A 25353-nucleotide genomic window follows, 5' to 3' on the forward strand; every position below is an offset into this window, starting at 1 on the left:
CGAATAGGGAATCGTATGGACATCTTTGGAACAATCTTGGCCCCGTTCAAGTGGCTGGTCTCAGCCATCATGGTCGGCTTCCATGACGGACTCAGCGCCATCGGCATGCCGGCGGCCAGCGGTTGGACCTGGACCTTGGCCATCATCGGACTTGTGCTGGTCATCCGTGCCGCCCTGATTCCCGTCTTCGTCAAGCAGATCAAGGCCCAGCGCGGCATGCAGCTGCTGCAGCCGGACCTGAAGAAAATGCAGGACAAGTACAAGGGCAAGACGGACCAGCTGTCCCGCCAGGCCATGGCGCAGGAACAGATGGCGCTGTACAAGAAGCACGGCACCAACCCGTTCTCCGCCTGCCTGCCCATGCTCATCCAGATGCCCTTCTTCTTCGCGCTGTTCCAGGTGCTCTCCGGTATCAGTTCGGCCAAGGCGGGCGGCCAGGGCATCGGCGCCATGAGCCCGGAGCAGGTCAAGCAGTTCGACGAATCCACCATCTTTGGCGCCCCGCTTTCGGCATCGCTGTTGCACGGCGGCGGCGGCAACCAGATGTCGGTGTGGATCCTGTCCATCGTGATGATCCTGGCCATGACGGCCTCGCAGTTCATCACGCAGAAGCAGATCATGGCCAAGAACATGTCCGAAGAGGCCCTGGCCAGCCCGTTCATGCGCCAGCAGAAAATGATGCTCTACATCCTGCCGGTCGTCTTCGGTGTGGGCGGTATTAACTTCCCCATCGGCGTCCTGATCTACTGGACCACCACCAACCTGTGGACCATGGGACAGCAGTTCTTCGTGATCCGCCGGATGCCTACGCCGGGATCGCCGGCGGCCAAGGCTCTCGCCGAGCGCCGGGCAGCCAAGGGGCTGCCCGCCCTGCCCCTTTTGGGCGGCAAGAAGGTCGACGCCGAGGCAGCCGAAGCCTCCGCCGCGGCCGCCGTCGAAGCCAAGACCCAGCGCGTCCAGCCGCAACGTAAGAACAGGAAGAGGAAGTAATGTCCGCCGAGAGCACCGAACACGCTATTTCCGCCGAGTTTGACGACGACCGGGACGACGCCCAGAGCGCGGCCGACGACTCGTCACAGGGTGCGGAGACCGGCACCGGCAAGAGTGTTTCCGCCAGCCGCCTCGAAGAAGAAGGCGACGTCGCTGCGGACTACCTCGAGGAACTGTTGGACATCGCGGACATTGATGGCGACATCGACATCGAGGTCCGCAACGGCCGCACGTACATCTCGATCGTCGCCGAAGAGGAAGCCGACGGGCTGGACAGCCTGGTGGGCCGTGACGGCGAAGTCCTTGAGGCCCTCCAGGAGCTCACGAGGCTCGCGGTCCTCTCCGCGACGGAGAACCGCTCCCGCCTGGTGCTGGATATCAACGGCTACCGTGCCGAGCGTGCCGGCGACCTGCAGAAGATCGCTGAAGACGCCGTCGCTGCTGTGAAGGATTCCGGTGAGGCAGTTGCCCTGGCTCCGATGAGTGCCTACGAGCGCAAGATCGTGCACGACGCTGTCGCTGATTTGGGACTCGTGAGCGAGTCCGAAGGCGAAGGCGCCGACCGGCACATCGTTGTCTCCGCAGACTGAACCGTTGACTAGCTTGATGGTTGAAATTACCGCCCCGGAACTCAAGGCAGCAGAATCCATCTTCGGCGACCGCCTGGAACTGGCGAAACGCTACGTCGAGCACCTGGCGACTTCCGGGACCGAGCGGGGCCTGATCGGGCCCCGCGAGGTGCCGCGGCTTTGGAGCCGCCACGTGCTTAACTGCGCCGTCATCGAGAGCCAGATTGCCCACGGAAGCCATGTCGCCGACGTCGGCAGCGGCGCCGGCCTGCCTGGCCTGTGCCTGGCCATTGCGCGGCCGGATCTGGAACTGACGCTGATCGAACCGCTGGAGCGCCGCGTCATCTGGCTCCAGGAGGTGGTGGATGATCTTGGCCTCGAGAACGTCACGATCATGCGCACCCGCGCGGAACTCGCAGTGGGACTCGTGAACGCCGACGTCGTGACTGCCCGCGCCGTATCCGCGCTGTCCAATCTTGCCGGGCTGACCATTCCGCTCCTGGCCGGCAAGGGCGAAGTCGTCGCCATCAAGGGACGCAGCGCCGGCGAGGAAATCGAAAAAGCCGCCAAGGTTATCCGCAAACTGGGCGGCATTCAGACGTCCGTGGTGGTGGTGGGCGAAGACCTGCTTGAGGAACCCACCACCGTTGTGCGAATCGTAGTGAACAAGCCTCAAAAGATTACCTAGCACCGGCCCCGGTGCCCGGGGAGTCTGAGGGGAAGAGGTTAGGCTAGTAACCGGCAGTAAGAGCCGAATGAGAGTGAGCGTGTCATAGTGAGCAGTAGCGAAGCCTCCACACAACGGATCCCGCCGTTTGTGTCCCTGGGGTCCGCACGGGCGTTTACGGCTCCTGCAGTAGCTTTTGACTACTCCGGAAATCACACGGCTTCAGTTGCGAAGACGACCGGGATGGCCGGTGTTTCACGTGAAACATCCCTTCCGCACACGGGGAACGTGCTGGATTCCATCGACGATTCCAGTCCCATCGCCCGCGAACTCGCGCACGAAAACAAGCGCCGCGAGCGGTTGCTCGGCCGGCAGCTCCCCAAACCGGAGAAAACCCGGATCTTCACCGTTTCCAACCAGAAGGGCGGCGTCGGCAAGACCACGACGACCGTGAACATTGCCGCCGCGCTGGCGGCCGCTGGCCTGAACGTGCTCGTCATCGACATCGATCCGCAGGGCAACGCTTCCACCGCCCTGGGAATCGAGCACCACGCCGATGTCGACAGCATCTACGATGTGCTGATCAATGATGTCCCGCTGAAGGACGTCGTGGCCCCGTGCCCCGACATCGACAACCTGATCTGTGCGCCCGCCACCATCCACCTTGCCGGTGCCGAGATTGAACTCGTTAGCCTGGTGGCCCGCGAGCAGCGGCTGCGCCGCGCAATCGATGTGTACTCCAAGGAGCGCGCCAAGAATGGCGAGGAGCGCCTGGACTACATCTTCATCGACTGCCCGCCGAGCCTCGGGCTCCTGACCGTAAATGCGTTCTGTGCGGCAGGCGAAGTCCTTATCCCGATCCAGTGCGAGTACTACGCCCTCGAAGGCCTCAGCCAGCTCCTGAAGAACATTGAGATGATCCAGAAGCACCTGAACGCTGATCTGGTTGTGTCCACGATTCTGCTGACCATGTATGACGGCCGCACCAACCTCGCCGCCCAGGTGGCAGCCGAGGTCCGGGAGCACTTCCCGAAGCAGGTGCTCGGCGCTGTGGTGCCGAGGTCGGTCCGTATTTCCGAGGCGCCGAGCTACCAGCAAACTGTCATGACGTATGATCCTTCTTCCAGCGGTGCCCTGTCCTACCTGGAAGCCGCCGCGGAAATCGCGGAACGTTAGAATCTTTCAAGAATTGCACTAACCAGAGCCAGGTGAATCCCGGCTCTTCCACTGGAGGGATTTATCCATGAGCGATAAGCGACGCGGCCTCGGCCGTGGACTTGGCGCACTCATTCCAAGTTCCGCCGCGGCAAACGCCTCCGGAAACGGTGCTGCCCCATCCCGGCCCGTGGACCTCTTCTTCCCTGAAGCCCGAAAAAAGACCTCCGACGCCGAGCCGCACCCCGACGCAAACGCCACGCGGGACAAGGAGCCGAAGTCCACACCGCTCAAGGCCGACGATTCCGCTGATTTCACGGTTGACACCACGGAAACCGGCAGCGCCGCTGCCGAAGCCGACGTTGCTGCCGATAAAGCCGACGCAGCTGCCACCGTCGTGACCAAGAAAACTCCCGCTCGAAAGTCGGCTGCCTCCAAGTCGGCGCCCGCTGCTGCCAAGGCGGCCGCGTCCGACGCCGGCGAACAGCTGGCGTTTGACTCCACGCCCGAGCACGGCGACGAGGGAACAGTTGACCTCGTAGAGGTGCCCGGTGTCAGGTTTGCCGAAATCCCGGTTACGGACATCCATCCCAACCGCAAGCAGCCCCGCTCGGTCTTCGATGAGGATGACATGGCGGAGCTGGTGCACTCCGTGCGGGAAATTGGCGTCCTCCAGCCAATTGTGGTCCGTACCTCAACCGAAGAGGGTGGCGAACCCTATGAGCTAGTCATGGGTGAGCGACGGTGGCGTGCAGTACAGGCCGCGGGCCTGGAAACTATCCCGGCGATTGTCCGTGACACCACCGATGACGACCTCCTTCGCGACGCGCTGCTGGAGAACCTGCACCGCAGCCAGCTGAATCCCCTCGAAGAGGCGGCGGCCTACCAGCAGCTGCTCGAGGACTTCGGCACCACGCACGAGCAGTTGGCGGACCGGATTGGGCGTTCGCGGCCCCAGGTTTCCAACACCTTGCGCCTGCTGAAGCTGCCCCCGCTGGTGCAGCGCCGGGTCGCGGCAAATGTCATCTCCGCAGGGCATGCCCGAGCACTCCTGGCACTTCCTGACGCCGCGGCCATGGAACGCCTGGCGCAGAAGATTGTTTCAGAGGGCATGTCGGTCCGAGCGACCGAAGAAGCCGTGACCCTGTATCAGAGCCCCGCCTCGCCGGCCAAGAACAACATCCCGCGGGCGGGAGCGCGCCACGAGCGACTGGACTACCTGGCGTCGTCCCTGTCTGACCGCCTCGATACTAATGTCAAGATTTCGCTTGGTGCCCGCAAGGGGCGTGTCAGCATTGAGTTCGCCAGCGTCGAGGACCTGAACCGCATCATGGATGTCCTCACGCCGGGAGCGCCAAACTAGGTCGCGACTCGCTGAGTTCTCCGGGAGGGTCTGTTTCACGTGAAACAGACCTCCCTTTTTTGTCTCTACCGATGCTGCCGGTGTGCCGGCGGATTCGGTGGTGCCGAGTTCGGCGCTGCCGTGTGCGCGGCTGCCGGAGTTCGCCACTGTTTACGAGTACGGAGCTGCGACACCGGTGGCGCCGAGAACCTCCGGGTGACTCTCTCGCTTTCGTCCTGGCCCGGGGCTCTCGAGGGTTGCGGCTGCGGGCGTGGGACCGTCGCAGCGCCGTGGTCTTTCTGTAGAAATTGTCAGTCTCGGCTCTGCTTCGGCGAGACCGAGGGACACGTGCGGAACGACGGGCTGGTACTGGGCAGGCGGTATCCCAGACTGGGACGGAGCTTCCTGCTGAGCATCCTGTTGAAGAGTCGATGGATTTCCGGTGGCCGTACCGTCCACTCTGTTGCGCTTCGTCGGTGGAGCTTCTGATTCCATGGAACGGCTACGCCGAGTGAAATGGCGGCTGTACAGTTCTCCTTTATGCGGAAAGGCCCCCTCTCTCCTTTATGCGGAAGGGACCCCTCCCTGTCGATGCCGCTGCGATCGCGCTTTTCAGCGACAGCCATCTTCGCCACCTTCCAGAGCTCAATGAACAGCTGAGATGGAGTGGTCCATCAATGTTTCACGTGAAACGGGACCGCGCATCTGCGTCTTGCCCCATCGAACGCCTTGCTGGCTGGTCGCCCAGGTGAGGACGCAAAAGGGCAGAAGAATCCGGCCACCGGCTGGAGACCGATGCGCTGTCGTCACTCCGGCAGCTGGACTGCGTCCCCGTCCATGCAAGTCTGCCTGCGACGTGGCGATCCGGCGCTGCGATTGCGCCGTCCATGGTCATGGCAATGCCGGTGGACTGGGATGCCGAGCGAATGCCGTCGTTTCGACCAAGGGTCCACCGTCTGCGTCATGACGGTTCAGCCTCCCCTTGAAGGGGGTCGGCCCGCAGCTATGGCCCAACTTTTCCTGGCGGCCTGGCCGGCCGCGGGTGCGCTATGCGACCACATTCATCCATGCCGGTGCGAAGCAGGGGAAGCGGCTCACTACGGCGCGGCTGCTGCTTGGCGACGGTGCAAGCTCGCCGCAGCCACAGCCGAACCTCGGAGCGACTGTTGTACCGTTGCCAGTCTCTGCGGGGTCACTCGCTCCTGTGCGCCGCTGAAAGTGCCATACGGCGCCGCTGCTGCGTTGTGTGGCCGCGTGGTTGACTGAGGGAAGGCGAAGCCGACTGGAGCGCAGCTGAAGCCTTGCACGCCTTGAGATGCCCTGATGCGGCACTGTCCGCTCCTGGCAGAGGCCCGCGGCACTCTCCCGCTGCTTACGATCACGGGCCGTGAAGGCACCCTCCGTGAAGGAAAATTGAAGTGGGTGAACCCTGAGTTCATGCAGAGGCCGGCAGGCTGGTCAGCTACGTGCTTCGTCGGGTTCGGCGATGGATTTGTAGGCCGTTCCGGTGGTTACGGTTGAAGTAGGCGTCCGACACGCGCCACGAAACGAACCCTGGACAGAGGTATCGATGCGGGCGTGGACGAAGGTCGGGACAAGGGCGACGGTGCAGACCTGGACGCCGAGCTTGGCGTGCAGATCGGGACGAGGGCGACGGTGCAGGCCGGACGCCGACCTTGGCGCGGGAATGGACGCGGGCCGTGATAGGGAGGGTGATCTGGCGTCGGTGCCGCAGAAAGTAGGTGGTCTCGATCGCGCGGGCAGAGGCCTCTTGTGGGACTGTGACAGCGGAAGCTGACCAGAGTTGCCTCCCTTTTGCGGATGTCTGCGTCCTTCGACTCCCCGCCGGTTTGCTGTTCACCCCCCTTTCACTGGGTTGCCCCCGCGTCCTAGGTTCCGGATTCAGTACTCGATTGTGCCTGTCAGTTTGCCGGGACCCGGGCAACCGGAACCGGGGCCCTGACACGCATCCTCCCCACCCCGGTAGCCGGGTGCCATGACCGCCAACGTACTGCTGCAGTCCCGTCGCCGCATCCAGCCGTAACCATGCGCCATGTGGCATGCCGGCGTGCGAAGCATGCCTGATCTCCCTGAGGGCCCCGGCGGGCGTGCTGTTCCTGTCGCATTCTTCAGCTTCCTCCGGCGAGCCCGACGCCTTATCCAATGGCCGAGATGGCCCTGTGTGGTGCTTTCCCGGCACCCCGGACACGGCACCCCTCATCCGGAATCGCGCACCGGACACCTGGGGCCCCCACACTCTGCCGCTGCCGGCGCCTGCCGGCTTGCCGGTACCCGCTTGATGAGAGTGCAGCGCAGGTCCTGTACTGCTGCACATCGGTGACCCTGCTGCAGAGTGGTTGGAAGGAGTCCTTCAGCAGGAGCTCAGGCCACGCGACGCACCCGCGAGAAGGGAAGCGTAGCCCACATGAAGTAGGGCCGGGGTCGTACCGATTAGTCCCAGGCGTCAACCACGCCTTCCCTGCGGATTCTATCTGGCCGGAACTGTCGGGGTGGTTCTTGTGTGGGCATCCAGCCGGCACCAGAGGGAAGCTGCCGAGCTGCTGCATGTCCAACTACACGGCTACCCGGGCCGGGTCCGCTCCCCCGGACCAGCGTGTTTCGGGCGGCCAGGTTCGTCGCCCCCGGGCACCAGGGCGCAGTTGCCTGTAGGATCCAATCCGCTGACCGCGCCGGACCCGTAAGTTGGTGCAGCAACCGGAGGGATTCAAACCGCAAAGAAAGGAAGGCAGGCATCCGGGTCAGTCTGATTGGGTTCGGGACTTGTGCTTGCGCGTGTCAACTGTGCCGGCACGACCGGGCCGACCGCTTTTTGCAGTCCGGCGCCTCCCTCATGCGAATCCCCAAGTCGACCGGCAATGCTTCAGTCGGAACAGGACCAGTGCTGTCCCAATGCAAACAACGCGTGGCAAACACACGGTCGACGAGCCTCTTCGTGTCTGCATCGGCCAACGGACACGGCGGGTCCGCGGACCGGCGTGGAAAGATGATCGGCCAGACAGGCCCTGCGAGGGCGTGAGGCCCGACAGGGACTCCGAGCTCAGAGAGAATGTGAGCTGCCCGGCAAAGCTCATCGAGTCCGGCGGGTGCTGTCGTCGCATCTTGGCACGGCAAGGCGATCCCTGGACGTGGGATGGAAGAGTTCCTTGGGGTAACGGCTCCGCTCCCCTGGTTCTCTTGAGGTCCGCCTGGCGCTGTGGAACAAGCTGGCTTCGGCCGGCGCGTCGGGCGATGCAATGGCACGCTGGCGGTCCCGGCGCTCGACGGGTTTGGTTCGACCCACGTGGATTTGCAGTTCCCGGCCTCCTTGGGATGACACGTCCGGAGAGCACTTCACTGCAGGTCAAGGGTGCATCCAGGCGGGATTCGTGTGGCCGTTCCCGGCTCGGATTTTAGCCAGCGGCCGGTGGATGGGGCGGTGGATAGAGCGGTGGATATTGCTGTGGATAACTTTGTGGATTAGTGACTGATTGCAGCCCGTTCGTGACGCCAGATTCTTGGGCGAGCTGCTGTCGTGACAACGGCCCCGAACGTCCTTTCAGGGCTCCAGTCCGTTTCACGTGAAACATGATCATGGTGTTCAGCGACGATGGTCAAAGCATTCGCGAAGATGTACTAAATCGCCGTTCTATGGTTAATTTTTCGGCGATATACGCTCTCTGCCGTGATTGCGAGCCGGAGTTCTTAATCGGGGTCCAGGACGTGCCTCTGGCACGGTGGGTGGCTGGTCAGACAGCCGGTTCGGAGGGGCGACCGCCCTCGGCGGCCCACTAGGAAAGGGCATGTGAATAATCTCTCAGCGCCTGTGGATAACGGTGTGAATAACTTCTGTGGAGAAACTCGTGGATATCGAGTGAGCTCCGGATTCTGTGGCCGCTGGACGGGCCGGAAATGCGCTTGTATCGGCCGCCGCTGACCTTCGCCTGGCGCCCAGGATGCCGGTCGTGATGGCTCGTGTATTGACAGTCGGAAGGCATGCACGGTGTCACTATGAGTGTGGCGATTTGCGGACAGATGCCGAGGGCTCGAAGCACATCCATAACGGGCAGCGGCGGTTGCGGCGCCTGCCGGGGCGGGGGCAGGTTCGTGGCTGGACCTGGGTGTCCTCGGTCCGGCCGCCATGGAGTCGAACCTGCTGCGCCGCGACTGGCAGAGCAGGGGTCCCAACCTTCATGAGTACAAGCCTTCATGAGAACAGGCGCGCGATCTTCTTGTTCCGCGAATATCGAATTGGCCCACCTCGGGGACACAGGAGCCGGCTCAATCCGCTCCCCTCTAGAGCGGAATAGGGGCGCCCGGCTGCAGACAGCACAGGAGTTTGGGCAAGCTCAATGCAGCTTGAGTGGTGCCTGAGACCGAAGCGGACCGGGGCGGAGAGAGTGGGCATTGTTCAGCTGGGACAAGATCATGCCGCGCGCCGAACGGGGATGGTGTTTGATGAACCGATCAGCCCACGAACTGTGAACAGGCACTGCGCGTTTGACCCTGGCTGCCGCCGGAGGGTCCCTGGACAGGAACCCTGGAGAAGAGGAGCCTGGCCTCGGGCAAGGCGAATTGGACGCGGACCGGAGGCGCAGAGGAGCAGAGGAGCAACTGTCGAGACGCGCCATGAATTAAATAAGGTGGGGGCCTAACCGGTGGAATCGCCTCAGGGCCGGGCCCTGTGTTTGGTCGGTTGCCCCATGGAATGCAGGTCCGGACCGTGCGTCCTACGGCACGCAGAGTGCGGGAACTGCGCCGGCGGTAACGGCGGCGGGGCGTTTTCATTCGCTGACTGACTGCCGCAGCGATCCGATATTGATCGTCGGTTCGCTCTCAAATCAGACAACATAGGCCCTTGGTCGTAGGCGGGCGGCCGAGAGCGCACATGAGCACTCTGCCCCATGCTCCGGCCTGAGCTCAAGCAAGTTCCCTCGCCCGTTCTGGGGCGTACTGCGCGCCGCTTCAGAGGCACCCAGGTTCGCATGTCCACACACGCGGCGGCTCGCCGAGACCTGAAGGGGCTGCCGGCAGTACCCCCATCGTGGCTACGGAGGTGAGTCTGGGTCTGCCTCGCTGCAGGCTGTTTCTGCTCCGCTGTGATGTTTCACGTGAAACCAGGCATTCCGGAGATGCTGGGACGGGGGTCGGATCCGATGATCTGCCCGAAATCCTGTCTGGTGTGCAGAAGTTGGGTCGCAGCCGGCGGTGCCTCAGCGAGCGTTGGGCCAGGAATGATGGCGGTCACCGGCACGCACAAACGACCTTAGGGTCGCTCAGCCAAGGATGTGCCGTGTCCTTTTAGCAGGGAGACAAAGGCCATCAGGCGCAGCTTTGCGTCCCACCGACCTCCCTCCCTGGGGAATTGGGCACGCTGAGGCGAGACCCCAATATTTTATCTAAGAGTCAACTATCATGTCGCTTCGGGTTGCGATTTATGGGTTGCCACTATGGGTGTTTCACGTGAAACATCAGTACGGCGGAGGCGGGCGGAAGTATTCGGCGCTCTCGTGATGACCCTTCCAGTTTCACGTGAAACGTCGGGAGCCCGGAGGTTGGCGGGACAATTCGGCAGCGTGCGACGTACACACCTGTTTCACGTGAAACAGGTGTCCGAACCGGCCGGTCGCTGCAGCTGGTAGCGACCGGCAGGCGCTGATCGCCGTTCTTGAAAAAGGGACGAATATGTGTCGGTGTGACAGTCAAGTGCAGTCGTGGTCATCCGTCGCCGAGTACAATTTCGCCTCGGACCCTGGCGGCCCCCACCCCTCCCCAGGCCCGTGGCGGACATGCAGGAGCGGTCATGGCGTGTTGCGCTGACGCGGGGGCTGCCCAATCTCGGGGGGCAGTGGGGGTACGGCGCCGCCCTTACGGCAGTATCGGTGGATGCCTTCCCGTCACAAGACCGGGTTCCTGGTATGAGCGCGGCCTCCACCCTCGACTCCCCTGCGGTGGACAAAGAGTATTTGGAGCGCATCTAGAGTCCGGACTCATCCCCAAAGCCGCCTCAAATTTGCTTACCCTTCAAGAATTGGATGTTTCACGTGAAACACCATTGTGTGACGTTACGTATGGCGCTTCGGCGGAATGTGGGTCACCCACTCGGGAATATTGGCGACACGTCGCCCAGCGGTGACCACGAAGGCAACGGAAATCGAGTGGGATGTCCTGACCGGAAACCGTTCTCTTCTATGCGCGGGCGCACACCGCGCAGCAACTGCTAAGTGGGTTGTCGCGATCATCATGTTTCACGTGAAACAAGGCAGTGGTGTCCCCTACGCAACGGCCAAACACCTTCCGTGCCTGTCAGCACGAATAGCAGTTCGCCGGCCGAGGGATGGCCCATTCCACAAGCCGGCAGTAGCCAAGAGAATTGTCAGCCAGCAGACAAAAAACAATGCAGATAGACAGCCACCCAAGGTTGCAACAACGGATATGGCAGATCTATGGCGTGTCCGCCCAGCCCTACTCCCCCACCGATGGCCTTGGAGCACAACAAAAAAGTGGCCCCCGCCAGAAGGGTGATGCCGTACTCGGCAGCGATGGCTGGGTTGTCGTCAACGTTCACCTTGACCACATCAACCTTCTCGCTGTATTCGACCGAAATCTCATCAAGAATCGGACCGAGCTTGCGGCAGGGACCGCACCATTCGGCCCAGAAATCGACAATGACGGGCTTCTCGGAGGCCAGTACATCAGTGCTGAAGCTGGCGTCCGTTACGTCTTTTGCGTTGCTCATAACCTTTGTCTCTCTTCCGTTGGTTGCTGCGCGCCGTTTAGGCGTGGAAATCTGCGAGGTAGTGCTCGACGTCGAGTGCCGCCACGCACCCGGAACCGGAGGCGGTGATGGCCTGGCGGTAGGTCGGATCAATGACGTCGCCGGCAGCGAAGACGCCCKGRACGCTGGTCTTCGAGGTGCGGCCGTCCACGGCGATGGTTCCCTCTGCGGTCAGCTCGAGTTTGCCCTTGACCAGATCGGTGCGGGGATCGTTGCCGATTGCCACGAACACTCCGGTTACGGCCAGTTCGGATTCCGTGCCGTCCACCAGGTTCTTCAACCGCAGTGCGGTGACCTTGTCCTGTCCCAACACGTCTTCCACACCGGTGTTCCACACAAAGTTGATCTTCTCGTGGGCCAAGGCGCGGTCAGCCATGATCTTTGAAGCGCGGAGGGTATCGCGGCGGTGGACGACCGTGACGGACTTGGCGAACTTGGTGAGGAACAGGGCCTCTTCCATGGCCGAGTCGCCGCCGCCGATGACGGCAATGTCCTGATCCTTGAAGAAGAAACCGTCGCAGGTTGCACACCAGCTCACACCGTGGCCCGAAAGCCTCTTCTCGTTCGGCAAGCCGAGCTCGCGGTAGGCCGAGCCGGTGGAAAGAATGATGGAACGGGCCTTGAAGGTCTCCCCCGTGCCGATGGTGACGGTCTTGACGTCGCCGTCGAGGTCCAGATCGGTGACATCCTCAAACTGGATCTCCGTGCCGAAACGGGCGGCCTGTTTCTCGAAGTTCTCCATCAAATCCGGGCCCATGATGCCGTCGGGGAACCCTGGGTAGTTCTCCACGTCCGTAGTGTTCATCAGTTCGCCGCCGGCCGTAACCGAGCCTGCCAGGAGCAGCGGCTTCAGGTTCGCGCGCGCCGTGTACACCGCTGCGGTGTAGCCCGCCGGGCCGGAGCCGACGATGATGACATCACGTACTTCGGAGGCAGTGTTTTCTGCGTTGCTCACTGAACGGTGAACCTCTTCCTTTGTCGATGCGCCCGCCTCGATGGGCGGCCACATGGCACAACTATTGCCGGGCATTGAATATTCCGGCCGAAATGGGCGTCACGGAGCAACACCACTACTCAGGGTACCGGTTTGCCCGGGCCCGGGGCCGGAGACGGCCCAGGATTACCGGCCCGCGGGCGGGCACGGCCCTGACGGCGCAACGGTGGCCTTAGAGCGCAGCCGCAGCCTCACGGCGCAACGCAGCAGCGCAACGGCGGCCGCGCAGGGCCGCTACTGGACTTTGATTTCGGCCAGGCGCAGGCCGTACCCATAGCGGGTCTTGGGTGCGGCCAGCTTCGGAAGCTTCTTGATGGACACGATCACGTACTGCGCCGTGACGGGTTCAGACAGCGGCATGGTCAGGTCCGGTGACGTAAAGCTGTTGCTGCCAATCTGCTTTGCACCGTCCAGGGTCGGCTTGTCATTGGTGAAGACGCTGATGTTGCCACCCGAGGCCCCCAACTGGCTCAGAGTGACGGAGGAGACCTTGGAAGGGTCCTGCAGCTTGACCACGAGCGGAACTTCGGAGGCGAGTCCGCCCCAGTCGTCCGTCGCGAATTCCATGTCTGACCAGAAGCTCGCGCCGTTCCCGTCAAAAGTCTTGACGAGGTCGGAGTCGTAATTTCCGGCGAAATCGAAATTGCCGAGTCGCGTCACGTCTTCGATGACGGGTGGTCCGGCCGCCGGCGCCTCGGTGGCGGTCGACGACGGCTGCGCGGTGGACGGTTCCGGTGCGCTGGAGGAGGCGGAGGTTACGGCGTTGGTCTGCGGGCTGCTCTTGAAGAGGCTGCCAAGGTTGGTAACCGCGAAGATCAGGCCCACCACCAGCACGGCAGCCAGGAGCCCGCCGACCAGCCAGCGCATGGAACGCGGCTCCCGGTTGGGCTCGTCCTCGTCTTCGTACTCGTACTCGTCCTCATCCTGGTCGACGGCGGCCCGGGCGGAGGCGGGGAAGTTGCCCGGAGCCCGATCCGCGGAGTCGAAGCCGGCAGCTGCCACTCCGGCAGCCGCAGCTGCGCCGCCGTGGTGCTCTCCGCCGCGCTGATCGTCACCGGCGTAGTCGTCGTCGGACCACAAGGAAACTTTTGGTGCCGCGGCGGGTGCCGGCTGCTGCGCTGCCGGTTCGGCCTGGCGGGACGCGCCGCCGTTCTGGACGGGCTGCGGCGCCGTTGAATGCGCCGCCGCCTCCTGCGGTGCGGCTGTGGGGGCTTTGGGTGCCCTGGCCGCGGCAGCCCCGGCTGCTGCCGCGACGCCTGCCACGGCGGCAGGAGCGGACGCGGGCCGCGACGGTACTCCCGCGGGCGGCGCCGCCGGAGAAACCGGCGGCTGTGCGTTTGTGCCCTGGGCCTGGCCATAGTTGATGTACCCGGCGTCGACTTCCTCGTCGTCGTAAAGCCCGTCGTAGGTTTCGGGTTCGTGGGAGCGGGCCTGCCCGAAGATCTCGCTGCCCAGCGTGTCCGTGAAGAAGGGTTCGACGTACGGCGGGTTTGAAGAGACCACAAGATCCAGCAGATCCGCCGCCGAGGTGTGGTTGGTGATCAGGTACGTGGTGGCATCGCTGACGCCAAGATCGAGGATCTGCACGTTGCCGGGGCGTTCGCCCGTTGCCACTTCACGGGCGCTTTGGGCCACCTGGTCGGCGTTGCCCGGGCCTGCGACGAGGATGCTCACGGGGCGGTTGAGCACCTGGTCCACACCGTCCAGCACCAGATCCTGGTCATGTGAGGTCAGTACGGTGGCAGTGACCTTGTAGCGGCCACCGAGTACTGATCCGACATCGATCGGGTGGGACACGGGCTCCTCCTAGACTGTCCGGGACCTGCCGACGTGGTCACTCCGAGAGCGACCGTGTGCCCTCCGGTAAGCCGGTTGACCGCTGGTCCGCAACTTCCCTTGTTAGTCTTCGATCCTAGCCGATGCTCTGTCCAGGCCGCGTGAGCACGGCAGTTCGAAACGGAGCCGGGATCATTTTTTCTTTTTCCCGCCAAACGGGAAGTAGGGGTTGTGGCCGGCCGGGCCCTGGTAGGTGCGGCGGCCCGGCAGGGGAACATCGCCCTTGCCCAAGCCGCCCTGCGCGGTGCTGGGGAGGTCTTCTGCCGGCAGGTAACCGCCCTCCGGGCCCGCGGGACGGCCGTAAGGGAACGAGTCCTCTTCCCGGATGTCGGGACCGGCACGGAACGATTCGGCGTCGAACTCGCCGGAAATTCGCGGAATCAGGCCCGTATCCACCGAGACGGTGGCCCGTTCCGGTGCCCTCCGGACCTCCGCCGCGCCGCCTGCCTGCGGCTCGATGCCCGGCTCGGCGGTGCGGCGCCGGAGCCGCCCAAGCAGCGGCTGCAGGAGGTCCTGAAGCTCGGTGACCCGGAAGAGCTTCAGCAGCAGGAAGTAGGCGGCCAGCATGACGGGACCGACGACGACGATCGTCACCAGAGCGGCGATCCGGTTGCTCCAGGCGTAGCCGTCCGGGTTGTAGCTGCCCAGCATCCACAGGGCCACGGCTCCGGCCAGGGCCGAACCGAGGGCCGCATAGCCCATCCGGATATAGGAGCTGGCAATGCGGGGCCCGTCCAGGTGGCCCAGGAGCCGGCGCAGGAAGGTTGCGCTGACGATCACGGAGAGGATGTTGCCGCCGGTGTAGAGGATGGCGATGGCGAAGATAATCTGATCGAACGGCAGGAACTGGATGGCGAATGCGGCCGCCACGTTGACCAGCGCCAGGACCAGCTGGATGAAGAACGGGGTCCGGGCGTCCTCGTTGGCGTAGAACACGCGCGACATCATAAAGTTGGCGCTCATGAAGGGGGTGCTGAGGGCCAGGATGGTGAGGGTCTGGGCAAGCATGACGCCGTCCAGGCGCACGTCGCCGGAGAAGAACATGCCCAGCGGCCCGGCCAGCGCGAAGAGCGCCAGCGCACCGAAGACGGTGGCCACGGCCATGGTCCGCAGCCCGTGGGAGAGCGCGTTGCGCAGCGCGGCCCGGTCTCCGTCCTGGGACGCCCGGGTCATCCGGTTGAACAGTACGGTGGCCAGCGACAGGGCGATGATGGAGTGTGGCAGCAGGTACAGCTGGCTGGCCACCTCCAGCACGGCGTTGCCCGGAATGAAGGCCGCCGCGGGGTCCCCCGCTTGTTGGAGACGGGCCCGTTCCGCGCCCGGAATCGTGGCGATGCGCATGACGTAAAGGAAGGCCAACTGCCCGACGGCGGCTGTCGCCAGGGTCCAGACGCTCAGCTTTGCGGCATGGCCCAGCCCGACCCCGCGCCAGCCGAAGCGCGGCCGCAGCCCCAGCCGGAGCCTGAACACGGGAATGAGCAGGACGGCAGTCTGCGTGACGACGCCGATCGTGGAGAACCCCGCCACGAGGATGGTCTGCAAGGATCCCCAGTTTTCGATCGTGTGGGGATTGACGGCGTTGGCGCCCATGATGGCGATGAACATGCCCAGTCCGGCGATTGCCACGACGTTGTTCACGATCGGCGCCCACATCGCGGGCCCGAAGGCTCCGTGGGCGTTCAGGACCTGGGTCAGCAGGGCGTAGAGGCCGTAAAAGAAAATCTGCGGAAGGCACCAGAACGCGAACGACACCGCGAGGGCCTTCTGCTGCGGCGAGTAGCCCTGGGTGGTCAGTTGAATGACAGTGGGTGCCAGCAGCGTGACCAGCAGCGTGAGTACCAGCAGCACCAGGACCGCCAGCGTCAGCAGCCTGCTGATGTAGTCCGCACCCTTGTCCGGCGCCTTGCTGGCCTTGATGATCTGCGGCACCAGAACAGCATTGAACACCCCGCCGGCCACCAGCAGGAAGATCAGGTTGGGGAGGTTGTTGGCATTGATGAAGGTGTCATTGACGGAGGAGCCCAGGCCCAGGGCGGCGGCCAGCATCCAGGTCTTGGCGAAGCCCAGGAAACGCGAAACGAGGGTTCCGGCGGCCATGATGGCGCTGGAACGGGCTTCTCCGGATTGGGCAGCTTTGGAATCGGCGGGGCCGGAGGGTACGGGGGCGGGTTTGGCTGATGACATCGTCTTCATCGTCTCACCCGCGCGGGGCATTAGTCGCTATCAAAGGACGTGACGGGCCGCACCGGCGGCCTTCAGCGGTCTTCCGGCAGGACTTCTTTGGCCAGATCCGCGATGCGGCGTTCGTTGGGGAAGGACAGCTTGCGCGCCAGCTCCTGGATCGGAACCCACGCGACGTCCACGGCTTCCTTGTCCGGATCGTTTTCGATGGTGAGTTCCCCGCCGGTGGCCCGCAACAGGTAGTGGTGCACGGTCTTGTGGACGCGGTGCCCGCTCACGGTGAACCAGTAGTCGATGCTTCCCAGCGGTGCCAGGATCTTGCCTTCGATCCCGGTTTCCTCGGCGATCTCGCGGACCGCGGCTTCCTCGTTGCTTTCCTTGCCTTCCGGGTGGCCCTTCGGCAGGCACCACTCGAGACGTCCGCCGCGGTTAAGGCGCGCGATGATCGCTACCCGCAGGTCGGCGTCGGACATGTCCACCACGACGCCGCCGGCGGAGATTTCCTCAACAGTGGGCAGGGAGGCGTGGCCCGTGTGCTGGACAGGCGCGACGTTGGCACCTATTGCCGACGGCAACGGTGCGTTTGTCCTCCTGCCGGGAGCGCTCGGTACGGGATGGGCCATGAGGTCCACTCTAACGACTCTTGCCCGCTGTTGATGACCTAAACATGGCCGGAAAGTAGACGGCCGGGAAAGTCGGCCCGCGCCGGTTCGTGCGCTATCGTGACGAACCCGCCGGATCCTTGAGGGTTCCGGTGTGGTGCTGGCGCGGTTTTCTGACAAGCTTAAGTAACTATGGCGCACGCACATCACAAGACTGACTCCCACACCGTTTCTTTCCAGGTAGATCCGGTGGTTCTGGAGCTGGGGCAGCGCTTCGTCGACGCCGGCCACGAGCTGTCCCTGGTGGGCGGGCCCGTCCGTGACCTTTTTCTTGGCCGGGTCTCGCCCGACCTGGACTTCACCACTGACGCCACTCCGGACCAGACGGTTGCCCTGATCAAGAAATGGGCGGACAACTACTGGGAGATCGGGCGCGCCTTCGGCACCATCGGGATGCGCAAGGACGACTTCCAGATCGAAATCACCACCTACCGGGCCGACGCCTACGATCCGGAGTCCCGCAAGCCGTTAGTGGCCTTCGGAACATCCCTGACGGATGACCTGTTGCGGCGGGACTTCACGATCAACGCCATGGCCCTGCGGCTGCCCGTGCTGGAGCTCGTCGATCCTTTCGGCGGTGTCCGCGACCTGCACGCCTCGATCCTGAACACACCCGGGCCGCCGGAAACGTCCTTCTCCGACGACCCCCTGCGCATGATGCGCGCCGCGAGGTTCGCGGCCCAACTAGGGGTGTCGCTGCACCCCGACGTCCGCGAGGCCATGGTCCGGATGGCGGAACGGATCAGCATCATCTCGGCCGAACGCGTGCGCGATGAACTGATCAAGCTCATCTGCGCCGCTCAGCCGCGGGCCGGCGTGGACCTGCTGGTCGATACCGGACTCGCGGACCTGGTCCTGCCGGAAGTCTCGGCCCTGCGCCTGGAATCCGATGAACACCACCGCCACAAGGACGTCTACCAGCACTCGCTGCAGGTGCTGGAACAGGCAGCAGCGCTGGAGTCGAAGGCGGACGGCCCGGTTCCCGGCCCGGACTTTGTGTTGCGGTTCGCGGCGCTGATGCACGACGTCGGCAAGCCGGCCACGCGCCGCTTTGAACCGGGCGGCGCAGTGAGCTTCCGCCACCACGACATGGTGGGCGCCAAGCTGACTGCCAAGCGCATGAAGGCGCTGCGCTTCGACAACGACACGATCAAGGCCGTGGCCAGGCTTGTGGAGCTGCACATGCGCTTCTACGGCTACGGTGAGGCCGGCTGGAGCGATTCCGCGGTCCGCCGCTACATCACCGACGCCGGTCCCCTCCTGGAGCGCCTGCACCGGCTCACCCGCTCCGATGTCACCACGCGGAACCAGCGCAAGGCGGACCGGCTGTCCTTCGCCTACGACGACCTCGAGGACAGGATTGCGGCGCTGCGGGAGCAGGAGTCCCTCGACGCCGTCCGCCCGGACCTGGACGGCGGCCAGATTATGGCGCTGCTTGGTCTCAAGCCCGGTCCCGTGGTGGGCCGCGCCTACAAATTCCTGCTGGAAGAACGCATGGAGCATGGCCCGCTCGATCCCGCCGTCGCCGAATCCCGCCTGCGGGACTGGTGGGCGGCACAGCCCGAGGCGGCGCCCGCCGGCGCCGAACTTTCCACCACTGAGGAGTCCTAAGTGATTGCACCATCCAATGGCCCCCGCCCCCAACTGTGGATCCTGCGGCACGGTGAAACAGAATGGTCCAAGAGCGGGCAGTACACCGGTCTCACGGACATGCCCCTCACGGTGGAGGGCGAGCAGCAGGCCGTGGAGGCGCGCAGGGTGCTCGAGACCGTCGACTTCGACCTCGTACTGACCTCACCCCTGCGCCGCGCCCGCCGGACCGCCGAACTCGCCGGCTACCCCGACGCCCAGTTGGAGCCGCTGGCGGTGGAATGGGACTACGGCGACTACGAGGGCATCAGCTCGGACCTCATCCGCAAGGACAACCCCGAATACCTGATCTGGACGCACGGCGTGCCCAATGGTGAAGCGCTCGACGACGTCGCCGCCCGCGCGGACAAGATCGTGGCCCGGGTGCTCGAATCGGGCCTGGACAACGTGCTGATCGTCGCGCACGGGCATTTCTCCCGCATCCTGACCGCCCGGTGGCTCGGATTGGACCCCCGCGAGGGCCGGCATTTCGTGTTGGGGACCGCCAAAGTCTGCACACTGGGATGGGATAAGAAGACACCGGCAATCGTGCGCTGGGGACTCTAAAACCGGTTTCTAAAACAAAGTCAAAAAAAGTTTATGAATTCGGTAGGCAACTGCCGTATTCGTAGTGTATTTTTATTTCTGACCCCAAGGCGACTTGCCGGAGTCACGGCGCGCGTCGCCCGGCCAGTCAGCCGGAGCCACGGCAGAACAGAAAAGGAGGTTGGGAAAATGATGATTACTTTGACTAGCGGATGGATGTACTCCACCACCGCCAACCCGGCCTCGTTCGCTGAGCCGCGCCCAAATGTCGGACTGACTGTTTCCTGACCGCGTTCCCGTCCCAGGCAACGCAGCTTGGGGCCCGCGGCAGTTGGCCTTCTTCAACGGAAAGCCCAATGACGGCAGCCTGATCAGGCGGAACCACGCGGTTGCACAGCCTCCCCATAGTTCGGAACCCAGCTTCTTGTTGGGGTTTCAGCGCTACCGCGTCCAGGGGCCATTCTCCATCGAATAACTTTTTCCGCTCCGGAATTCCGGCCTAAATTAAGGCCGGGGATTTTCGGGCTAATTGGCACGCCCGGAACCGGCTATTCGAATTCCTTGCATCTAGGGCTCTATTTGTCGCGCCCAAAAATCGGCCGCCCGTTTCATCCGCCCATTCCTGCTGCCTCCTGGTCGCGACCATTGAGCCCAGGCGGCGCAATCCCCCACGAACGAAAGGTCCCTGTGACTACCGCAACCACCGCTCCAGCCCACCGCACAGCCCTGCCGCCACCCGGGCACGCCGATCGAGTCCCCGAGGGGAGGTAAGAACCATGATGAACAAGCTCTATACGGTCCTGTTCCGAAAGCTGGCCCGCAGGGAGTCGACACGCTTCAACGGCCAGCTCCTGGACCAAAAGCGGGACGACACGTTCCTCGCCATGCATCAGGCCGGCCTGATTCGCTGACGCCCTGATCTGCTGACGGCCGGACAGTTCCGCCACCGCCGCATGGACTAATCCCGTGCAGGGGCGAAGGCCGTTACCGGCAGGACTGTCCGCAGCGAAGGAGGACCTGATGACTGACATTGGAACCGATCCCAGGGAGCCCGTGCGTCGCCGCACGGGCTCCCCCTTTAAGCGTCCCTTCATGGCCCGCCGTTGTGGCGGCCTCCGATACGACGTGCCAGCGAAGACCGCGGGGCGGCATGGGTCAATGTCCCCCGGTAAGCTCAAGGTCATGCAGGAGACAAAGCCGCCGGAGCGTAAACGGGTCCGATTGGTCATCCCGAGCCGCAGCGACCCTTTTCTCCGAAACTTCACGGAACTGGTAGGCGGCCCTTTGGGCCACCGCTCGGCGCCCGGGATCGTTTCGCCGGGATTCTTTACGGTGGAACGTGTTCTGGTGATCCTCACTGTCCTCGCCGCCCTGGCCGGGATTCTGCTCAAGAACTTCTGCCGCACCAATGGCTGGGAAACACCCGGGCAGTTCTACGCCACGTGCTACTCGGACTTTCCGGAGCTGTTCCGCAACCGTGGCCTGGGCGATGGTGCCTTCCCCTTCATTACCCCGGGAAGCCTCTTCGAGTACCCCGTGCTGATGGGGTTGATCGCGGGTGCCACCGCACTTCTGGTGCCCGGCGCCGGCACCGACGATCCCCGCGTCCTTGGCTACTTCGACGTCAACGCCACCCTGATCGCCGCCGTCTGGATCATCACCGTGCTGGCCACGGCACGGACGAACCGCCGGCGGTCCTGGGACGCGGCGATGGTTGCCCTCGCCCCCGGCATTGTCCTGGCGGGCGTCATTAACTGGGACATGTGGGCCGTGTGCATGCTGGCTCTTGGCATGTACTTCTTTGCGCGTAACAAGCTCGTCCTCGCCGGGATCTTCATCGGCCTGGGCACGGCCACCAAGCTCTACCCGCTGTTGATCCTCGGCGCCGTCCTGCTGCTGGCGCTCCGGAGCGGGCGCATCCGGGCGCTGCTGATCACGGCCGGTGCCGCAACCGCGGCCTGGCTGGCGGTCAACGTCCCCGCAGCCGCGGCAAATCCGGACGGCTGGAAGTACTTCTACCAGTTCACGCAGGAGCGTCCGGCGGGCTACAGCTCGCCCTGGTTCGCCTACAACCTGGTGGCCGCCCGGCTGGGCTGGAATCCGCTTGAGGCCGCGGCCATCAACTCCCTGGCACTGGACCTGTTTCTCCTGGCCTGCATCCTGATTGCGGTCCTGGCACTGACGGCACCCCGCCGGCCGAGGATCGCGCAGCTGGCGTTCCTGATCGTGGCCGCGTTCATCCTGACCAACAAGGTGTACTCCCCCCAATTCGTGTTGTGGCTGATCCCCCTGATCGCCCTCGCCCGGCCCCGCTGGCGTGACTTCGTCATCTGGCAGGCCATCGAAGCGCTGCACTGGGGCGCCATCTGGATGTACCTCGGGCAGGCAACCAGCGGCGGCTCGACCCAGCACAACATCGATATGCCCTACTACGTCCTGGCCGTGGTTGCCCACATGCTCGCCACCGCGTACCTGATGGCGCGTATCGCCTGGGACATCTGGGATCCGTCCTGCGACGTGATCCGCCGCCCCCGCATCGATGATCCGCATGGCGGCCCCTTCGACGGTGCCCCGGACTGGCTGCGGATTGATCTGCGCCGGCCCGCGGCGTCCCTGGTGCCGTGGCGGAAGAGTGCCGTGACCGAAAGCCACAGCGCATGACTGACGTCGCCGTCGTCGGTTCCGGCCCCAACGGGCTGGCCGCGGCGGTGACCATGGCGCGGGCCGGACTCAAAGTCCACGTGTTCGAGGCGGCCGCCACGCCCGGCGGAGGACTGCGCACCGCCGAACTGATGGAACCGGGCCACTTCCACGACGTCTGTTCGGCCGTGCACCCCATGGTTCTGGCCTCACCCYTTTTCCGCCGGTTCGAGCTGTCCAGGCGCGTGCCCCTGGAGGTGCCCGAGCTCTCGTACGGATCCCCGCTCGACGGCGGCCGCGCGGCGCTGGCCTACCGTTCCCTGGACCGCACCGTTGCCGAACTCGGGCGGGACGGCGCCGCCTACCGCCAGCTCATGGAGCCCCTCGTGCGGCGGGTGGAGGGCGTCGCGGACCTGACCCTGAACCAGCTGCTGCGGATTCCGGCAGATCCCCTGGCTGCCGCCGCGTTCGGCCTCCGGGCGCTCGAACAAGGCTCGGCGCTGTGGAATGCGAGGTTCAGCCAAGACCTGGCTCCCGCACTGCTGAGCGGCGTCGCCGCCCATGCCGTGGCGCCGCTGCCCTCGATCACCGCCGCCGGAGCCGGGCTGATGCTGGGCGCCCTGGGCCATGCCGGCGGCTGGCCGGTTCCGCGCGGCGGATCGGCCGCGATTGCCCGGGCGCTGACCGCTGACATCGAGGCCCATGGCGGGGTGGTCGAGACCGGCAGGCGGATCACATCGCTCGCGGAGCTGCCGCCGGCCCGGACCACGCTGCTGGATGTGGCACCACCCGCGCTGCTGCACCTGGCGGAGGGCCAGCTCCCGCCGCGCTATAGGAGCGCCCTGGCGTCCTTCCGCTTCGGGAACGCTTCCTGCAAGGTCGATTTCATCCTCTCCGGACCGGTGCCGTGGGCGGCACACGGGCTCGCCGATGCCGGGACGGTGCACGTGGGCGGCACCAGGGCGGAAACCGCCGAAGCGGAGCGCCTGGTCGCCTCGGGACGGCATCCGGACCGGCCCTACGTGCTGGTATCCCAGCCCTCGCGTTTTGATGCCGGCCGCGCGCCGGCCGGCCGGCACATCCTGTGGACCTATTGCCACGTTCCGGCCGGTTCCACCGTGGACATGAGCGATGCGGTCATGGCGCAACTTGAGCGCTTCGCGCCCGGGTTCCGGGATGTGGTGGTGCAGTTCAAGGTGACCACGGCCGCAGGGCTGGCGGCGTACGACGAGAACTTCGTCGGTGGGGACTTCGGCGCAGGCCGCATGGACCTTTGGGGCATGTTGCGGCGGCCGGTGCTGAGCCCGGTGCCCTGGCGGACGCCGCTGCCAGGGGTGTACTTGTGTTCGTCGTCGACCCCGCCCGGTCCCGGCGTCACCGGGATGCCCGGCTTCCACGCCGCCCGGCATGCCCTCAAGGACATGTTCGGTCTCGGGGTCCCGGACCTCGCATACCGGGTCCCCTAGCCGCTAGCCCCTAGCCCTGCCGCGGCGCCGCAGCGGCCGCCGTCGCCACCCTGGCGGACAGCCGTCCGTCGCGCATGCTCGCGACGGCGTCGGTGAGCGGCACGAAATCGGTGTCGTGGGTGACCATGACCGTTGCCGCGCTGAATTCGTCGGTGACCTGCCGCAGCAGCCGGATGATCGCTTCGCTGCGCTGGTGGTCCAGGGCGGCCGTCGGCTCGTCCACCAGCAGCACGGCAGGGTTGCCCATGAGTGCCCGGGCAATGTTGACGCGCTGGCGCTGTCCGCCGGAGAGCTGGTGCGGCCGTTTCGCCAGGGCATGCCCGAGGCCGACAAGGTCCAGCAGAGCCGCGGCGCGTTCCCCGGCCGCCCGAGCCGTCCCGCCGCGCAGGCGCTGGGTGATCACGAGCTGCTCCACCGCGGTGAGCGAGGGCAGGAGGTTGGGCTGCTGGAAGATGATGCCGATCTTGTCCCGCCGCAGTGCGGTGCGGCCGGAGTCGGGCAATCCGCCGGCGTCCTCGCCGTCGACCACCACCAGGCCGGCGGTGGGCCGGACCAGGGTGGCGGCGACGGCCAGCAGGGACGACTTGCCGGACCCCGAGGGGCCGATCAGGGACACGAATTCGCCTGCGTGCACCTTGAGGCTCACGGAGTCCAGGGCCTTGAGGGTGCCGTCTCCGTCCGGGTACTCCAGGGTGACGTTGACGAGGTTCAGGGCGGTGTTGTTCAGGGTTGAGTTCATGAGATATGCCTTTCTAGGAATATATGGGGCGGGCCGGGGCTGCTCAGTTGCCGCCGAGGGCGATGAGCGGATCGACGCGGGCGACGCTGCGGACCGCGAGGGCTGCGCCGGCCAGGCCCAGGAGCACGATTCCGGCGATGGGCAGCAGCGTTGTCCAGGGCGTGAGGAGGAACGGTGCCGCCTGCGACGCGAGGACTCCGCCGGCCACACCGGCCAGCCCCCCGGCCACCGCGCCGGCCAGCAGGACCAGGGCCGCCTGCGCCATGGCGTCCCGGAGGATGTAGCGGGCGGACCCGCCCAGTGCCTTCAGAACGGCGATGTCCCGGGTGCGCTGGACCGTCCAGACCGTCAGGAAGGCAACAATCACAAGGGCTGAGATGCCGTAGAGGAAGGCCTGCATGAGCAGCAGCGAGCCGTTCTCGCTCTTGTAGGAGCCGAGGGCCTGGAAGGACCCGTCGATCGTGGTGCTGACGGTTCCCGCGGCGGTGTTGGCGGCACCGAGATCCACCCCTGTTCCGGCGGTGGAGTCGAATGTCACGGCCAGCACCGTCGCGGCGTCCGCGTCTTGGATATGGGCCAGCTTCTGCCAGTCGGCCAGCGTGGTCCACACGACGCCGGTGTGGGAATACCACTGCTCCGGCACGACGGCCGTCACAACGAGGTCGGCGCCGCCCACCGAGGCGTGGCTGCCGATGCTGAGCTCCAGGTCCTCCGCCAGTCCGGCTCCGACGGCGATGGTTCCCTCTGTCAGCGGGGCAGGAGCCAGGCCTGCGCCGGGCTCGGTGCCGAAGACCGCAACGCTTGCCGTGCGTGCCGGCACGCCTTCGGCGCCGAGTGCCTGGAAGCGGCTCTGGCTGATCCCGACGGCGTCGGCTCGGACGACGCCGTCGCGCGCCGACCACAGGCTCTGTTGGGCGCGCGTGACTTCGGATTCGGTAAACGAGGCCTTGGGTGCGCTCCCGGCCGGGGCGCCGAAGACCAGCTGGTCGGCCGGGAGGGCGGCGAGGGCCGACGTCGACTGGTTTCCGAGTCCGGCCGTCAGCCCGGAAAGCATGACGAGCAGGAGGGTGATGAGGGCGACGACCGCGCCCATCAGGGCGAACCGTCCCTTGGCAAAGCGGATATCGCGGATGGCGAGATACATGTTGTCCTTCTTGGTGTC

Annotated in this window: 17 protein-coding genes; 10 read left to right on the plus strand and 7 right to left on the minus strand. The window is 65.0% G+C overall.

Annotated elements, in window-relative coordinates; genetic code table 11:
- The first annotated feature begins 15 nt into the window (after positions 1 to 15).
- The 5 genes from yidC to AC1DZV_RS11130 all read left to right on the plus strand — a co-directional run bounded on the left by yidC (position 16) and on the right by AC1DZV_RS11130 (position 4744).
- Positions 16 to 990, plus strand: a complete 975-nt coding sequence (gene yidC / locus AC1DZV_RS11110) for a membrane protein insertase YidC (RefSeq protein ID WP_476950929.1) — start codon at positions 16 to 18, stop codon at positions 988 to 990.
- Positions 990 to 1580: a Jag family protein gene (locus tag AC1DZV_RS11115; protein ID WP_476953715.1), complete on the plus strand. Its 591-nt coding sequence runs from the start codon at positions 990 to 992 to the stop codon at positions 1578 to 1580. The genes yidC and AC1DZV_RS11115 overlap by 1 nt, the downstream gene beginning before the upstream one ends.
- Positions 1581 to 1596: 16 nt before the next feature.
- Positions 1597 to 2247, plus strand: coding sequence for a 16S rRNA (guanine(527)-N(7))-methyltransferase RsmG (gene rsmG, locus AC1DZV_RS11120; protein WP_018775676.1), 651 nt, complete (start codon positions 1597 to 1599; stop codon positions 2245 to 2247).
- A gap of 87 nt (positions 2248 to 2334) precedes the next feature.
- The gene (locus AC1DZV_RS11125; protein ID WP_275450894.1) at positions 2335 to 3402 is read left to right on the plus strand and encodes a ParA family protein; all 1068 of its coding nucleotides are present in this window, start codon (positions 2335 to 2337) and stop codon (positions 3400 to 3402) included.
- Between the two features lie 67 nt (positions 3403 to 3469).
- Positions 3470 to 4744, plus strand: coding sequence for a ParB/RepB/Spo0J family partition protein (locus AC1DZV_RS11130; RefSeq protein ID WP_476953716.1), 1275 nt, complete (start codon positions 3470 to 3472; stop codon positions 4742 to 4744).
- Between the two features lie 6352 nt (positions 4745 to 11096).
- Here the strand turns inward: AC1DZV_RS11130 and AC1DZV_RS11135 are convergent.
- The 5 genes from AC1DZV_RS11135 to AC1DZV_RS11155 all read right to left on the minus strand — a co-directional run bounded on the left by AC1DZV_RS11135 (position 11097) and on the right by AC1DZV_RS11155 (position 17132).
- The gene (locus AC1DZV_RS11135) at positions 11097 to 11459 is read right to left on the minus strand and encodes a thioredoxin family protein (RefSeq protein WP_476953717.1); all 363 of its coding nucleotides are present in this window, start codon (positions 11457 to 11459) and stop codon (positions 11097 to 11099) included.
- A gap of 37 nt (positions 11460 to 11496) precedes the next feature.
- Entirely contained in the window at positions 11497 to 12453 is a 957-nt protein-coding gene (gene trxB, locus AC1DZV_RS11140; protein WP_476953718.1) for a thioredoxin-disulfide reductase, read from the minus strand.
- A 273-nt stretch (positions 12454 to 12726) separates the two neighbouring features.
- Positions 12727 to 14289, minus strand: coding sequence for an ABC transporter substrate-binding protein (locus AC1DZV_RS11145; protein WP_476953719.1), 1563 nt, complete (start codon positions 14287 to 14289; stop codon positions 12727 to 12729).
- Positions 14290 to 14460: 171 nt separating this feature from the next.
- A complete protein-coding gene (gene murJ / locus AC1DZV_RS11150) occupies positions 14461 to 16521 on the minus strand; it encodes a murein biosynthesis integral membrane protein MurJ (RefSeq protein ID WP_476953720.1) in 2061 nt (686 codons plus the stop codon).
- Between the two features lie 62 nt (positions 16522 to 16583).
- Positions 16584 to 17132: an NUDIX hydrolase gene (locus tag AC1DZV_RS11155; protein ID WP_231386393.1), complete on the minus strand. Its 549-nt coding sequence runs from the start codon at positions 17130 to 17132 to the stop codon at positions 16584 to 16586.
- A gap of 171 nt (positions 17133 to 17303) precedes the next feature.
- On the opposite strand from AC1DZV_RS11155, the gene AC1DZV_RS11160 reads away from it, so the two are divergent.
- The 5 genes from AC1DZV_RS11160 (at position 17304) to AC1DZV_RS11180 (ending at position 23452) form a co-directional block, all read left to right on the plus strand.
- The gene (locus tag AC1DZV_RS11160) at positions 17304 to 18782 is read left to right on the plus strand and encodes a CCA tRNA nucleotidyltransferase (RefSeq protein WP_476953721.1); all 1479 of its coding nucleotides are present in this window, start codon (positions 17304 to 17306) and stop codon (positions 18780 to 18782) included.
- Positions 18783 to 19367 carry a histidine phosphatase family protein gene (locus AC1DZV_RS11165; protein ID WP_028277661.1) on the plus strand — a complete coding sequence of 195 codons (585 nt, stop codon included), beginning with the start codon at positions 18783 to 18785 and terminating at the stop codon, positions 19365 to 19367.
- A gap of 755 nt (positions 19368 to 20122) precedes the next feature.
- A complete protein-coding gene (locus AC1DZV_RS11170) occupies positions 20123 to 20257 on the plus strand; it encodes a hypothetical protein (RefSeq protein ID WP_476950923.1) in 135 nt (44 codons plus the stop codon).
- 271 nt (positions 20258 to 20528) lie between these two features.
- Positions 20529 to 22007 carry a glycosyltransferase family 87 protein gene (locus AC1DZV_RS11175; RefSeq protein ID WP_476953722.1) on the plus strand — a complete coding sequence of 493 codons (1479 nt, stop codon included), beginning with the start codon at positions 20529 to 20531 and terminating at the stop codon, positions 22005 to 22007.
- Positions 22004 to 23452: a phytoene desaturase family protein gene (locus AC1DZV_RS11180; protein ID WP_476953723.1), complete on the plus strand. Its 1449-nt coding sequence runs from the start codon at positions 22004 to 22006 to the stop codon at positions 23450 to 23452. Before AC1DZV_RS11175 ends, AC1DZV_RS11180 begins: the two co-directional genes overlap by 4 nt.
- A 10-nt stretch (positions 23453 to 23462) precedes the next feature.
- On the opposite strand, the gene AC1DZV_RS11185 is transcribed toward AC1DZV_RS11180, so the two are convergent.
- Positions 23463 to 24191 (minus strand): ABC transporter ATP-binding protein, encoded by a 729-nt coding sequence (locus AC1DZV_RS11185; protein ID WP_476950921.1) that lies wholly within the window; start codon positions 24189 to 24191, stop codon positions 23463 to 23465.
- 43 nt (positions 24192 to 24234) lie between these two features.
- The gene (locus tag AC1DZV_RS11190; protein ID WP_476950920.1) at positions 24235 to 25335 is read right to left on the minus strand and encodes an FtsX-like permease family protein; all 1101 of its coding nucleotides are present in this window, start codon (positions 25333 to 25335) and stop codon (positions 24235 to 24237) included.
- Positions 25336 to 25353 lie beyond the last annotated feature (18 nt).

The sequence above is a fragment of the Arthrobacter sp. P1_D12 genome (assembly GCF_056406175.1).